This window comes from Micromonospora sp. SD12 (assembly GCF_052068495.1).
Taxonomy (GTDB): Bacteria; Actinomycetota; Actinomycetes; order Mycobacteriales; family Micromonosporaceae; genus Micromonospora; species Micromonospora echinofusca.
Window position 1 is genome coordinate 1 of the sequence record NZ_JBQHDF010000019.1, and the last position, 14427, is coordinate 14427.

General features: G+C 71.9%; 8 protein-coding genes. 4 read left to right on the forward strand and 4 right to left on the reverse strand.

Annotated elements, in window-relative coordinates; all coding sequences use genetic code 11:
• The first annotated feature begins 323 nt into the window (after positions 1–323).
• On the forward strand, positions 324–1700 hold the full coding sequence (locus ACTMS2_RS25160) for an FAD-dependent oxidoreductase (protein ID WP_441177607.1): 1377 nt from the start codon (positions 324–326) through the stop codon (positions 1698–1700).
• A 182-nt stretch (positions 1701–1882) separates the two neighbouring features.
• Entirely contained in the window at positions 1883–2278 is a 396-nt protein-coding gene (locus ACTMS2_RS25165; RefSeq protein WP_441177608.1) for a hypothetical protein, read from the forward strand.
• Between the two features lie 144 nt (positions 2279–2422).
• On the opposite strand, the gene ACTMS2_RS25170 is transcribed toward ACTMS2_RS25165, so the two are convergent.
• The 4 genes from ACTMS2_RS25170 to ACTMS2_RS25185 all read right to left on the reverse strand — a co-directional run bounded on the left by ACTMS2_RS25170 (position 2423) and on the right by ACTMS2_RS25185 (position 8725).
• Complete coding sequence (locus tag ACTMS2_RS25170; protein WP_441177707.1) at positions 2423–3883, reverse strand: FG-GAP-like repeat-containing protein; 1461 nt, start codon at positions 3881–3883, stop codon at positions 2423–2425.
• Positions 3884–4124: 241 nt separating this feature from the next.
• Positions 4125–5117 (reverse strand): alpha/beta hydrolase, encoded by a 993-nt coding sequence (locus tag ACTMS2_RS25175; RefSeq protein WP_441177609.1) that lies wholly within the window; start codon positions 5115–5117, stop codon positions 4125–4127.
• 78 nt (positions 5118–5195) lie between these two features.
• Positions 5196–7253, reverse strand: coding sequence for an N-acetylmuramoyl-L-alanine amidase (locus ACTMS2_RS25180; RefSeq protein WP_441177610.1), 2058 nt, complete (start codon positions 7251–7253; stop codon positions 5196–5198).
• A 20-nt stretch (positions 7254–7273) separates the two neighbouring features.
• Positions 7274–8725, reverse strand: a complete 1452-nt coding sequence (locus tag ACTMS2_RS25185) for an FG-GAP repeat domain-containing protein (RefSeq protein WP_441177611.1) — start codon at positions 8723–8725, stop codon at positions 7274–7276.
• Positions 8726–8994: 269 nt separating this feature from the next.
• On the opposite strand from ACTMS2_RS25185, the gene ACTMS2_RS25190 reads away from it, so the two are divergent.
• Entirely contained in the window at positions 8995–12270 is a 3276-nt protein-coding gene (locus ACTMS2_RS25190) for a DUF2961 domain-containing protein (protein ID WP_441177612.1), read from the forward strand.
• Positions 12270–14393 (forward strand): family 43 glycosylhydrolase, encoded by a 2124-nt coding sequence (locus ACTMS2_RS25195; RefSeq protein ID WP_441177613.1) that lies wholly within the window; start codon positions 12270–12272, stop codon positions 14391–14393. Before ACTMS2_RS25190 ends, ACTMS2_RS25195 begins: the two co-directional genes overlap by 1 nt.
• Positions 14394–14427: the final 34 nt, after the last annotated feature.

The window sequence follows — 14427 nt, forward strand, 5'->3', positions numbered from 1 at the left end:
AAGACCATGCGCGAGACCGGCGCGGACATGAAGGTCAAGTACAAGGAGACGGCGCGCGGCGGACTGGCCGTCAACGTCATCGAGTGCTGATCCGCCCGGTACGCACCGCCACCCCGGGGTGCGACGCCGGCAACGTCTGCGCGACGCCGGGCCGAGGTCCGCGCCCTGCCGGCGTCGGCATCCCTCGGGTCCCCGCTCTCGGCCGACGCCTGTGCGACGATCGTCGGACGTCGCGCCGACCGGTGCTCCCGCCGGTCCGCCCCCGCGCCGGTCCCGGGCAGGCAGGCGGGAAGGCACACACCTCGTACCCCTTGGAGGGCGTCATGTCCCTGTCCCCGGCCCGGGTCCTCGCCGGGCTGAACGCGGTGCGACCACCCGACCAGGCGTCCCCCGTCGTCGGCAGGGCCGTCGTGGTCGGCGGCAGTGTCGCCGGGCTGCTGGCGGCCCGCGTGCTGTCCGACTACGCGGAGAGCGTCGTGATCATCGATCGCGACGACCCGCAGGGGACCGGCGGGCGACCGGGCGTGCCACAGGGGACGCAGCTGCACGCGCTGCTGCCCGGCGGCTTCCTCCTGCTCGAGCGCCTGTTCCCCGGCTTCCGCGAGCAGGCCCTGGCCCAGGGGGCGGTCGAGGCGCCACCCGCGGCCCGGCGCAGCTACCTCGACGGCCGCCTCAAGGTCGTCGTGCCCGACGACGCCGACAGCCTGGCCGGCACCCGGCCCCTGCTGGAAGGGCTGATCCGCCAGCGGGTGCTTCGACTGCCCAACGTCAAGACGGTCACCGCCCGCGCCACGGGTCTCGTCTGCGAGGGTGGCGCGGCCACCGGGGTCCGCTGCGAGGCCGGCGGGGTGACGGGCGTCGAGTCGGGCGACCTCGTGGTCGACGCCATGGGACGATCGAGCAGGCTCTCCGACTGGCTGGAGCAGGCCGGCTGGCAGCGGCCCGCCCTGCGGCGGATGACCGTGAACCTCAACTACGCGACCGCTCTGTTCCGGCGCCGGGAGACCGACCCGCGGGCCACGGTGGTCATGGCGTTGCACACCCCGGGGACGTCGTCGGACGTGGCTGGCGCCGCGTACTTCGCCGTCGAGGACGGGCGCTGGATGGCCATGATGGCCGGCTACGGCGACAACCGCCCAGGGCGCACCGCGGACGACTTCGTACGCCGGCTGCGGGAGCAGTTCCCGCCGGAGTTCGGCGAGATGGCCGGAAACGAGATGCTCGGCGACGTCCGGACCTACCGCCACGCCGACAGCCGGCGGCGTGACTTCCACGCGCTGCGGCGGCTCCCGGCCGGGCTGGTCAGCGTCGGTGACGCCGTCGCGTCGTTCAACCCGGTGTACGGACAGGGGATCACGGCGGCTGCCCTGCACGCGGCGTGCCTGTCGACCTACCTGCGGTCTCGTCCCGGTCCGGGAGTGCCCGCGCGCCGGTTCTTCGCCCTTCAGAAGGTGGTCGTCGACGTGGCGTGGTCGATGTCGACCTCCGCTGACCTGGCGCTGCCGCACGTCGACGGGCCCTATCCGCGCGGCTACCGGCTCTCCAGTTGGGTCAGCAGGCAGATCGTCCAGGCGACCGTCACGGACGTGCCGACGGCGCGACGCTTCAATGAGGTGGTCTCCCTTCGCGCCCACCCGAGAACGCTGGCCACGCCCGGCGTGCTCCTGGGCGCGCTGCGGGCCAACCGTCGCGCCCGCTGAGCAGGCCGCCGCGCCCGCTTCCGGGAGGGCGCGTCACGCGATGGACCCCGGCGGGATGCGACATCTTGCAGCCGACACCGCCGCGTGCAAGACGCCCGCCGGGAGGCCGCGTCGGCTCCTACCGTGAAGTGCGCGGCGGCCAGCAGGTCGACGCCTCCCTCCCGGACAGGACGGTAGAACGCATGCGCGCAACCAATCCGACCACCCGGAACCGCTGGCTCGCCTCGCTCGGTGTCGCCGCCGCCACCGTGGCTGGTCTCGCCGTACCCCAGCAGGCGCAGGCCGCCGCCGGCGACGTCAGCTACGTCCTGAACCACACCAACGTCCGCGTCTGCGGATCGGTGCGGCAGATCCAGTGCCCGGACGGGCTCGGCGCCAACGGCGTCAAGGGATCGGTCGTGGGCAACCAGTGGGACCAGACCTGGTGCTGGCGCGACGGCGAGTGGGCCGGCGAGCCCTCCACCAACCGCTGGTTCAAGATCACCGCGAACACCACCGCCGGCTGGAAGACCGGCTGGGTCAGCGCCGCCCAGGTGCCCATCCAGGCGTCCGTCCCGTGGTGCTCGAGCTGGAACTGATCTTCCGTCCACCGCCGGACCTCGACTCGGCACTGCTGAGACGGCTGCGGGCCCCGCTCTCCCCGGCAAGGGAGCGGGGCCCGCAGCTTCACGCGGCGCCCTTCGCCTCACGGCGCCCCCGGCGGGACGGCCGGGGCGCCTGACTCAGAGGGTGGTTTCGCCGTTGAGGCCGAAGTAGTCGTGCCATTTGGTGGCGGGGTTGAAGGTGGTGCCGGTGGAGAGTCCTACGTAGACGTCGTTGGTGGTGTTCTTGGTGAAGACGATGATGTCGTCTTTGCCGTCGCCGTTGGCGTCGGCGAGGTAGGGGAATTCGCCGGGGAGGCAGAAGAAGTCGTTCCATTTGATGGTGGTGCCGGCGAAGGTGGTGCCGGTGGAGGTGGCGGCGTAGACGTCGGCGTTGGTGTCGCAGGTGAAGGTGACGATGTCGTCTTTGCCGTCGCCGTTGATGTCGCCGACGCGGGGTTTTTCGTTGCCGACGGCGAAGAGGTCGTGCCATTTCTGTGGTGGGCCGAATCCGGTGCCGGTGGAGAGGGCGATGATGACGTCGGCGGCGGTGTTGGGGCCTTGGGTGAAGGTGATGATGTCGTCGCGTCCGTCGCCGTTGACGTCGCCGAGGGCGGGGTGTTCGCCGGGGATGGAGAAGTAGTCGTGCCATTTGATGGCGGTGCCGGTGAAGGATGTTCCGGTGGAGAGGGCGACGTAGACGTCGGCGTTGGTGTCGTGGGTGAAGGTGATGATGTCGTCTTTGCCGTCGCCGTTGACGTCGCCGATGGCGGCGACTTCGTTGTGGGGGGCGAACCAGTCGTGCCATTTGGTGGAGGGGTTGAAGCTGGTGCCGGTGGAGGTGGAGACGTGGACGTCGGCGAGGGTGCCGTGGGTGAAGGCGACGATGTCGTCGCGTCCGTCGCCGTTGAAGTCTCCGGTGAGGAGGGTTTCGCCGTTGAGGCCGAAGAAGTCGTTCCATTTGTTGGAGGTGCCGGCGAAGGTGGTGCCGGTGGAGGTGGAGACGTAGACGTCGTTGAGGTTGCCGTGGGTGAAGGTGACGATGTCGTCCTTGCCGTCGCCGGTGAAGTCCGTGGGCGAACCCGCCAGATACCGACCACCGGACGGGGACGGGCCGCAGTTGTCGCTGACCAGGTACTTCTGGTGGTACTGGCCGGGGTACGGCGCCAGTGACGTCCCGTTGATCACGATCGTCTGCCCGACGCCGTTGTAGAGCTGCTCGTAGTGGATGTGCGCGCCGGACGAGTTGCCGGTGCTGCCCGTGGTGCCGATCTGCTGGCCCTGCTGCACGTACGCCCCGTCGGGCACGGAGTAGGAGCTGAGGTGGAAGTAGTAGGTGGTCCACCCGCCGCCGTGGTCGATGACGATGTAGTTGCCGGCGCCGCTGGGCTGCGAGTACCGGCGGGCGACACCGGCCGCGGAGGCGAGCTGCGGCGTGCCGGCGGTGGCTCCGTCGGACCGTACGAAGTCCAGGGCCAGCCGGACCTCGGCGCTGTGGTGCCCGTACGTCCACCGCTGCCCGCACGGGAACGGGGCCTTGAAGTTAGGCGCGGCGAGTGCGGGGGACGAGGTGACCACCGCCCCGGTCAGTACGCCGACCACCAGGGTGAGCAGGGAGACCAGGATGCGACGCACCCTGCTCCTCGAATGCCGTGACATGGGTGACTCCGGTCAGGGAAGAGTCGGACGGGTGGGTCGCGCACCGCCAGGGCCCGGGCGGGGCTCGTCGCGCGCGGGAAAGGACCGGCTGCCGGGCCGGAACGCACCGACCCGACAGCGGTGGGGATGGCGGAGCCGACGACGCGCCGCCCTAATACGACGGCGGCGCGTCGTCAGCCGGGAATCAGCCGGCGCGGCGCAGGCGCGCGAGCATCCCGTTGAGGTCGTCGACGAAGACGTTCTGCCGGAAGACGTGACCGCCAGGCACCTCCCGCCCCTCGTGCGGGATGCCGGCCCGTGCCAGGGCAGCCCGGAACTCCCGCTGACCGGCGAGCACCTGCTCCTCGTTGATCCGGTCCCAGAAGTTGACAGGTTCCGGCGAGGTGCCGGCGACCAGGAAGACGCGCTTGTGGCGGTAGCTCTCGATACGCTGGATCGGGTTGTCGGCGCTGACCCGCGCCTCGTCCCACAGCGGCACGCCGTACACCGTGCCGCCGCCGAGGTCCATGGCGGCGGAGGTCGCGTTGGCCCAGTGCACGACGAGCCCGAAGTCCCGGCGCAGGCTGGCCGGGCCGGAGTGGGAGCTGACCGAGCAGAAGTGCCCGTAGTACTTGGCGGTGTACTTGAGGGCGCCGAACCCGCCCATCGAGAAGCCGGCCACGGCGCGGCCGTTGTACTCGGCGAACGTGCGGAAGTTCGAGTCGATCCACGGCAGCAGCTGTGCCATGTGGAACGTCTCCCAGTTGCGGGGCCCGGTGTTGCTGCTGACCGGGTTCGAGTACCACCCGGTGGAGGCGTCCGGCATGACGACGATGAGTTCCCTGCCGGCGGTCAGGTTGATGATGTTGTGGTGCAGGTGGAACTCCCGGAAGTCCGATCCGCCGCCGTGCAGCAGGTACAGCACCGGGTAGCGCTTGCCGCTGGTGTGGTAGCCGTCGGGGAGCAGGACGTTGACCGCCGGGTCCCACTCGATGGCGTCGGTGACGAACCGGTAGTACTGCAGCCGGCCGTAGTTCTCGTGCCGGAGGATGCGCAGGCCGTGGCCGTCGCGGGCGGCGGCGGCCGGCCCCTGGGCGGCGAAGGCGCCGCCCAGGGCGCCGGCCGCGGCGACGCCCGCGGCGCCGGTCAGGAGCCGCCGGCGGCTGACGGACTGACGGACGGCAGGGATGTTGTCCATGATTCCTCCATCGGGGTGGACCGCGCCGAAGGGACCACGCAGGCGGCGCGGAGCTTTCTTTCGTCTGTGCGGGACGCTTCAGAGGGTGGTTTCGCCGTTGAGGCCGAAGTAGTCGTGCCATTTGGTGGCGGGGTTGAAGGTGGTGCCGGTGGAGAGTCCTACGTAGACGTCGTTGGTGGTGTTCTTGGTGAAGACGATGATGTCGTCTTTGCCGTCGCCGTTGGCGTCGGCGAGGTAGGGGAATTCGCCGGGGAGGCAGAAGAAGTCGTTCCATTTGATGGTGGTGCCGGCGAAGGTGGTGCCGGTGGAGGTGGCGGCGTAGACGTCGGCGTTGGTGTCGCAGGTGAAGGTGACGATGTCGTCTTTGCCGTCGCCGTTGATGTCGCCGACGCGGGGTTTTTCGTTGCCGACGGCGAAGAGGTCGTGCCATTTCTGTGGTGGGCCGAATCCGGTGCCGGTGGAGAGGGCGATGATGACGTCGGCGGCGGTGTTGGGGCCTTGGGTGAAGGTGATGATGTCGTCGCGTCCGTCGCCGTTGACGTCGCCGAGGGCGGGGTGTTCGCCGGGGATGGAGAAGTAGTCGTGCCATTTGATGGCGGTGCCGGTGAAGGATGTTCCGGTGGAGAGGGCGACGTAGACGTCGGCGTTGGTGTCGTGGGTGAAGGTGATGATGTCGTCTTTGCCGTCGCCGTTGACGTCGCCGATGGCGGCGACTTCGTTGTGGGGGGCGAACCAGTCGTGCCATTTGGTGGAGGGGTTGAAGCTGGTGCCGGTGGAGGTGGAGACGTGGACGTCGGCGAGGGTGCCGTGGGTGAAGGCGACGATGTCGTCGCGTCCGTCGCCGTTGAAGTCTCCGGTGAGGAGGGTTTCGCCGTTGAGGCCGAAGAAGTCGTTCCATTTGTTGGAGGTGCCGGCGAAGGTGGTGCCGGTGGAGGTGGAGACGTAGACGTCGTTGAGGTTGCCGTGGGTGAAGGTGACGATGTCGTCGCGTCCGTCGCCGGTGAAGTCCGTGGGCGAACCCGCCAGATACCGACCACCGGATCCGCCGCCGGCGTTGACCAGCGAGATGTAGTGGTTCCAGTTCCAGTGGGGACCGGGGTCGGTGTGGTCGTTGCCCGGCAACTCGTGGTGGCCCTTGATGGCGGTACGGTTCTTCGGCAGGCCGTACTTGTCGCACAGGTAGCGGGTCAGCGCCGCCGACGAGCGGTACATGCTCTCGGTGAACCAACTCGGGTTGTCGACGAAGCCCTCGTGCTCGATGCCCACCGAGTACGGGTTGGCCGAGCGCGCGTGGTAGGCGGTGTCGCCCTCGCGCACCATCTGGGTGATCTCGCCGTTGCTCGACTTCACGACGTAGTGCGCGCTCACCCCCGCCGACGGGTTCTGGAACCAGCTGATCGTCCCCGCGTACGAGCCCTGGGTCACGTGCACCACCACGGTCGTGATCCGCGAGGAGCGGCCCGCCGCGTAGTTGCCGCCGTACGCCGAGACCCACCGGGCCGGCGCGTACTCGGGCACCGCCGCGGCGAGGGCGGCCGGTGGGGCCGCACCGGCGGGGGCGACGCTGGCGTACCGGCCGAGTTCCGGCTGCACCCGCTGGGGCGTCACCCGTACGGAGGCGGTGGTGATGCCGACGCGGAGCAGGTCGTAGACGTGGTCGGCGTACAGGCGGGCCGTGGCGTCGTCGGCGGCGTGCGCGTACCGCGCGACCACCGGGTACCAGGCCGATACGCGGTCCCGGTCGGCGGCCGTGAGCCGCTCGGCGTCGGCGATGTCTCGCAGCAGGGCGGCCCCGCCCCTGATGTTGGCTGAGGTCACCGCCTTCAGTGCGGCCACCGGCTGCCCGGTCAGCTCGGCCGCCCGTTCCAGCGTGCGCTGGCGGGGGTTGCTGACCAGGTGCATGACGCCGTAGCCGTTGGCCTGGCTGGGCTGCCCCTCGTGCCCGTCCAGCCGGGTCTCGCCGTAGCCGACGGCGACCAGCACGTCCCTGGGTACGTCGAACTCGCCGGCCGCCCGGGTGAAGGCCGCCTCCAGCGGGCTGGCCGGCGCGGCGGTGGCCGGCGCGGCCGGGCTCAGCAGCGTCGCCGCGAGGACGGCGGCGGCGCCCGCGCGCCAGGGGAGTCTGTCGGGTCTCATGGTGGTCTCCCGTCCGCGCGTCACAGGGTGGTCTCGCCGTTGAGGCCGAAGTAGTCGTGCCACTTGGCGCTGGGGCCGAAGGTGGTGCCGGTGGACAGGGCGACGTGGACGTCGTTGGTGGCGCCCTTGGTGAACACGACGATGTCGTCCTTGCCGTCGCCGTCGACGTCGGCCAGGTAGGGGAACTCGCCGCCCAGGCAGAAGAAGTCGTGCCACTTGACGGTGGTGCCGGCGAACGACGTGCCGGTGGAGGTGGCGGCGTAGACGTCGGCGTTGGCGTCGCAGGTGAAGGTGACGATGTCGTCTCTGCCGTCGCCGTTGATGTCGCCGACACGGGGCAGTTCGGCGCCGACGGCGAACAGGTCGTGCCACTTCTGCGGCGGGCCGAAGGAGGTGCCGGTGGAGAGGGCGACGATGACGTCGGCGGCGGTGTTGGGGCCCTGGGTGAAGGTGATGATGTCGTCGCGTCCGTCGCCGTTGACGTCGCCGAGGGCGGGGTACTCGCCGGTGATCGAGAAGTACTCGTGCCACTTCACCGCCGTCCCCGCGAACGACGACCCGGTGGAGAGCGCCACGTAGACGTCGCCGGCCGCGTTGTGGGTGAAGGCGACGATGTCGTCGCGGCCGTCGCCGTTGACGTCGCCGACCGCGGCGATCTCCGCGCCGGGGGCGAACCACTCGTGCCACTTCTGGCCGCCGCCGAAGCTGCTGCCGTTGGACAGCGCCACGTAGACGTCGCCGGTGGTGCCGTGCGCGAAGGTGACGACGTCGTCCCTGCCGTCGCCGTCGACGTCGCCGGTCGAGGCCGTCTCGCCGCCGATGGAGAAGAAGTCGTTCCACTTCACCGAGGTCCCGGCGAAGCCGGCGCCCGTTGAGGTGCTCACGTAGACGTCGGCGAGGGCGTTCTGGGTGAAGGTGATGATGTCGTCGCGGCCGTCGCCGCTGACGTCGGTGGCGGAGCCACCGGCGATGGCGTGGGTACGCGCCGCCTCGTTGAGCAGGGCCCGTGCCTTGGCCGCCACCTGGTCGTAGCGGTCGGGGAAGCCGGAGCGCTGCACGCACTGGGCGACCTGGCCGGCGCTGTAGCGGGGGTTGTTCCGGTCGCAGACGATCGCGCGGGTGATGTACTGCGTGCTGGCGTAGACCGGGTCCATGATCTGCTCCGGCGTTCCCCAGCCGTAGTCCCAGCGCTGTTGGAACACCCCGAGCGAGGACTTGTCGCCGCACGGCAGGTTGTTCATGTGCGACTCGACCCAGCCGGCCTCGAACGCCGAGAGCATGACCTTGTCGTTGACGTTGTGGGCGCGGGCGACCCGGTAGACGATCACGCTGATCGCGGGATCGTGGTTGGCGGGGATGGAGGAACAGGCCAGCGTGCCGATCGGAGCCTCGGCCTGCGCCGGCGCGGTCGCCACGACTGACGCCAGCGCGGTGCACAGGCCGACCAGCAGGGCGAGGGGAGTGCGTCTCACGATGCTCCTCTGGGGGTGTCAGCGGTTCCGTCGCGGAGGCGCGTTGCCGCCGGTCAGCCGCCGGGGGTTCGCCGCGGCACCTGGTCGCCGGCGTGGGAAATCGATTGCTGGGAGTATCGCCAGGACGTCTACGGCTGTCAATGCGTTCTGGAATCTTCCTTCGGCAACTGAGCGGTGCCGGTAAAGTATTGACATCCCGCGATGTCCCCCGGTTAACTGCCGAGCAATCGATTTCCCGCCGCTCCGCCGGTCATCCTGGAGGGACATCCATGAAGCCCCACGTACGCCGCTGGCTGGCTCTCGCCGCGGCCGCGGCGACCATGATCCCCCCGGCGGCGGCGCACGCCGCCGAGCCCGCCCCCACCCCGCGCGGCGCCGGCACCCTCGCCGTGGCCGACGACAAGGGCCCGGTCGGCTGGGACGTGTACCGCCGCCTCGACCGGCTCCCCGAGCTGGCCGCCGGCAGCCGCACCCGGCAGTTCTCCAGCTTCGCCCGCGACGGCTCCAACGACGACGGCTTCGTCGGCACCTACTCGTGCCTGCGCCAGTCGGGCGGCTGCGTCATCGCCGAGGACCGCGGACCGGGCGAGGTGCAGTCGATCTGGTTCACCCGCGACGACGGCAACGTCAGCGCCACCGGCTGGATCCGCATCGAGCTCGACGGCGTGACGGTGGTGGACACCAACCTCCAGCGCCTCGTCGACGGCGGCCTCGGCCACCCGTTCGTGTGGCCGCTCGTGACCAACGCCGACCAGACCTCCGGCGGGGTCACGGTCAAGGTGCCCATGCCGTACCGGGAGTCCATGCGGATCACCACCCAGTTCAACCCGCTGTTCCACCACGTCACCTACCGCACGTTCGCCGACGCGGTCGGGGTGTCCAGGTTCGACCCCGCCGACCCCGCCACCGACGTGGTCGAGAGGCTGCGCGCCGCCGGCCAGCGCGACCCGAAGCCGAGCCAGCCCGGCGCGAGCACCAGGACCGCCCGCGTCGACGTCCCCGCGGGCGGGCAGGCGACGCTCGCCGCGTTCACCGGCCCCGCCGCCGTCACGGCGTTGCGGCTGCGGCTGCCCGACGCGGCGGCCACCGCGTCGACGCTGTCGGGCCTGCGGCTGCGGATCACCTTCGACGGTCGCGCCACCGTCGACAGCCCGGTGGGCGAGTTCTTCGGCGCCGGGCTCGGCGAGCGCTCCGTGCGCTCGCTGATGTTCGCCATGGACTCCGCGCCGGGCGGCTGGTACAGCGCCTGGTGGCCGATGCCGTTCCGGTCCACGGCGACGCTCTCCGTCGCCAACACCACCGGCGCCGCCGTCGCCGGCGTCCAGGCGGAGGTGACCACCGCGCCGGGCGCCGCCTGGGCCGCAGCGCTCGCCGCCGACGGCGCCGCCGGCTACTTCACCACCCAGTCGCGCCGCGCCGAGACCGTGGGGGGCAGCGACTGGATCGTGGCCGACCAGCCGGGCCGGGGGCGCTTCGTCGGGGTGTCGCAGACCGCCCGTGGACACATCATCGGCGGCAACACCCGCAACTACCTGGAGGGTGACGAGCGCATCCACGTCGACGGCTCGCCCACGCCGCAGATCTACGGCACCGGCACCGAGGACTTCTACGAGTCCGGGTGGTACTTCAACCGGGGGGAGTACAGCGGCGTCTTCACCGGCAACACCGCCCACCTGTTCCGCTCCGGCGGCTGCGTCGACGAGTGCGACGCCATGTACCGGCTGATGATCGGCGACGCGGTCCCCTACGCCACGGCGCTGCGCTTCGGCATCGAGCACGGCCCGACCAACGACATGCCGGCCGACTACGCCTCGACGGCCTTCCTCTACACCCAGCCGACGGTCGCCCTGCGCCGTACCGACACGCTGGTCACCGGCGACGCCGCCAGCCGCGCCGGGCACGCGTACACCGACTCCGGCACCCAGCATTCGCTGACGGCGCCGTACGAGGGCGACGACGACAACGTCCCCGTCACCGGCCAGGTGCGCGCCAGCGGCGGCGCCGTCAGCTTCCGGCTCGCCGTCGACCCCGGCAACCAGGGCGTACGGCTGCGCCGGCACGGCGACCAGGCCGCCGCGTACCAGCAGGCCGCCGTCTCGGTCGACGGCAGGCCGGCCGGGGTGTGGCGGCAACCGCTGGGCAACGACCGGCAGCGCTGGCTGGCCGACGAGCTCGTCCTCCCGGCCGCGCTGACCGCCGGCCGGTCGACGGTCACAGTCACCCTGACCCCGGCCGCCGGCGCCCCGGCGTGGACGGCGGCCCGCTACGAGGCCGACAGCATGGTCGCCCCGTTCCTCGACATCACCAGGCCGGGTGCGGTCGCCGGTCTCGCCCTGGCCGGCGGGCGGGTGCACGCCATCGGCCTGTCCTGGTCGCCCTCGCCCGACGACGTGGGAGTCGCCGGCTACCGGGTCTACGCCTCGCGCAACCCCGGCGTCGCGATCACCCCGGCCAACCTGGTCGGCACGACCCGCGCGACCACCTTCCGGCACGGCCCGCTGCCGGCCGGGCAGACCCGCCACTACCGGGTCGTCGCGGTCGACGGCGCCGGCAACGCCTCCGCGCCGTCGGCCGAGGTGTCGGCCACCACCCGTACGCGCAACACCAGCGACGCCAACGGCGACCGCCGCGACGACGCCGTCGCGTTCACCCGGGGCGCCACCGCCGACGTGACGACCTCCCTGTCGGACGGCGCCAGGTTCGTGCCGGACAGCCGCGTCTGGAACGACTTCTTCGCCGTCGGCGAGGAGATCCCGCTCACCGGCGACGTCGACGGCGATGGGCGGGCCGACATCATCACCTTCACCCGGGGCGACAGCGCGGACGTCTACGTGGGGTTGTCGACCGGCACGACGTACGCCGCCGGGGTCAGGTGGCACGACTTCTTCGCCACCGGCACGGAGATCCCCGCGGTCGGCGACGTCAACGGCGACGGGCGCGCGGACATCATCACCTTCACCCGGGGCGCCACCGCCGACGTGTACGTGGCGCTGTCGACCGGCAGCGGCTTCGGCCCGGGCGTCAAGTGGCACGACCACTTCGCCCTCGGCGACGAGCTGCCGGCGGTGGGCGACGTCGACGGCGACGGTCGCGACGACGTGGTGACGTTCACCCGGGGCGTCACCGGCGACGTGTTCGTCTCCCTCTCCGACGGGACCCGGTTCGTCGAGGACGGCTGGAAGTGGCACGACTCGGTGGCGCTCGGCGATCAGCTGCCGGCGCTGGGCGACGTCGACGGCGACGGTCGCGACGACGTGGTGACGTTCACCCGCGGCGCCACCGGCGACGTGTTCGTGGCGCTGTCCGACGGGACGCGGTTCGTCCCGCAGGTCGCCAGGTGGCACGACTGGTTCTCGGTGGACGACGAACTTCCCGGCATCGGCGACTTCAACGGCGACGGAAGGGCGGACCTCGTGACGTACACCCGGGGGACCAGAGCGGACACGTACGTGGCGCTGTCGACCGGCGGCGGGTTCGGCGCCGGGGTCAGGTGGCACGACCAGTTCGCGCCCGGCACCGACCTGCCCCGCCCGAGCGTGTCGTGATGCGCGCGCCCCGGATGCTCGCGGTGCTCCTGCTCGGCGCCGCGCTGCTGACCGTCCCGGCCGCGCCGGCCGCCGCCGAGGACGTCGTACGGGCCGAGGCGGAGTCGCTGGCGGTGGTGTCGGCCACCGCCCCGGTCGAGGCGCAGTCGAACTGCTGCGGGGTCGCCTGGTCGGCCGGCCGCCAGCTGTGGCTGCGGGGCGCCCGGGCGGGGGACTCGGTCACCGTGTCGCTGCCGTCGGTGCCGGCCGGGCAGTACGACATCGGCGCGGTGCTCACCCGCGCCGCCGACTACGGCACCCTGCGCTTCGCCGTCGACGGGGTGGCCGTCGGTCAGCTCTTCGACGGCTACGCCCCCACCGTGCGGCGCGTCGAGGCGGTGCCGCTGGGGTCGGCCTCGCTCGCCGCCGGCAGCCACCGGCTGACGGTGACGGTGACCGGCCGCTCCGCCTCCTCGACCGGGTTCTTCGCGGGCCTGGACACGCTCACCCTGCGCCGCGTCGGCCCGCTGGCGGCGGTCACCACGACGGCGTACGAGACGGTGGGCGAGACGCCGGCGCGCGGGCCGCTGACCCGGGTCTACGACCCGGGCGTGGGGGAGCCGACAGCGTGGTACTACAACGACCACACGATCGTGCGCGACCAGCGGACCGGGGTGTGGCACGCCTTCGCCATCGCCCACGCCGAGCCCGGCGCGCCGCAGGACGAGAAGAGCTTCGGCCACGCCACGGCGCCGACGCCCACCGGGCCGTGGACGAAGCAACGACCGGCGTTGACGGCCGACCCGGCGAGGGGCGAACAGTGGATCTGGGCGCCCCACGTCGTCTACGACCAGGGCGTCTACCACATGTTCTACGCCGCCGGCAGCCCCGACTACGCCAACTACCGCATGCACCTGGCCACCTCGACCGACCTGTTCACCTGGACCCGCAGCCCCGCCAACCCGCTGTTCACCGACGGCTGGGAGGCCCGCGACCCGATGGTGACCCGCGTCGGCCACCGGTGGGTCATGTACTACACGGCGACCTCGAACCCGCAGGGCGGCAACCACGTGGTCGCGTACCGCACCAGCACCGACCTGCGCACGTGGAGCGGCCGGGGCGTGGCGTACGCGTCGCCGCACACCGGCCGGGCGGCCGGGCAGACGGAGTCGCCGTTCGTGGTGCGCCGGGGGGACTGGTGGTACCTCTTCGTCTGCTGCGACGGCACCGACTACGGCGCGGCGTACCGGCGCACCGCGGTCTACCGCAGCCGGGACCCCCTGCGCTTCGAGGGGGCGGAGAAGGTGACCGTGCTCGACGCGCACGCCGCCGAGGTCGTGGTGGACGGCGACAACTGGTACCTCAGCCACGCCGGCTGGGGCCAGGGCGGGCTGTGGCTCGCCCCGCTGACCTGGTCCAGTCAGGTGGTCGCCCGGGGCTACCAGGTGAGCACCGGCTTCCTGCGCGCCGACGTACGCACCTGGCCGCACACGCGCCTCGCGTCGCTGGCGGTCGACCCGGCCGGCGGCGGGGCGTACCGGCCGGCGCTGGACTCCTCGCACCGGGGCACCGGTCCCTACCTGGCGGTCGGGCGCTTCGACGTCACCGACCGGGCGGGCCCGCCGGCCCGGGTGGACGTCTCCGCCGACGGCTCCCGGATCCACCTGGTCGGCATGCGCATGGGCGACGAGCCGGTCACCGCCGACTGGCTGCTCACGGTGGCGCCCAGGTGGACCGGTTCGGGTCTGCAGAGCGACGTCACCTGGTCGGTGACCGGCCCGACGACGGCGCCGGTGTGGGAGGTCGCGTTCAACGTCGACGGCGCCCTGCCGTCGGTGGGCGACCCCGCCGTGGCGGCCCGCTCGACCGGCGACGTGACCGGGATGCCGACGTGGTCGATGACCTCCGGGGCGAACCTGTCCCTGGTGGCGGCGCACCGCTGGGCCTCCGCGTGGCGCGGCGACAACACCTGGTACGACGCCGGTCACGCGATGGCGGCCTGGCAGCCGCTGTGGCGAAACGGGGGCGTGGCGTGGCCGCCGGGGGTGTACGCGGGCGGCACATGGCGGTTCGCCGCCAGCGGGGCGGGGCGGGACACCGCGTTCGCCGAGACCGTGCACGCGGCGGTCAACGCGGTGCCCTGAGGGGGCCGCCGGTGCGGGTCGGGCGGCGGGGCGG

Bases quoted from the DNA above. Each gene is read 5' to 3' on its own strand.
- ACTMS2_RS25195 (WP_441177613.1), top strand. From the start codon at position 12,270: ATGCGCGCGCCCCGGATGCTCGCGGTGCTCCTGCTCGGCGCCGCGCTG.
- ACTMS2_RS25180 (WP_441177610.1), bottom strand. From the start codon at position 7,253: ATGAGACCCGACAGACTCCCCTGGCGCGCGGGCGCCGCCGCCGTCCTC.
- ACTMS2_RS25160 (WP_441177607.1), top strand. From the start codon at position 324: ATGTCCCTGTCCCCGGCCCGGGTCCTCGCCGGGCTGAACGCGGTGCGA.
- ACTMS2_RS25175 (WP_441177609.1), bottom strand. From the start codon at position 5,117: ATGGACAACATCCCTGCCGTCCGTCAGTCCGTCAGCCGCCGGCGGCTC.
- ACTMS2_RS25190 (WP_441177612.1), top strand. From the start codon at position 8,995: ATGAAGCCCCACGTACGCCGCTGGCTGGCTCTCGCCGCGGCCGCGGCG.
- ACTMS2_RS25165 (WP_441177608.1), top strand. From the start codon at position 1,883: ATGCGCGCAACCAATCCGACCACCCGGAACCGCTGGCTCGCCTCGCTC.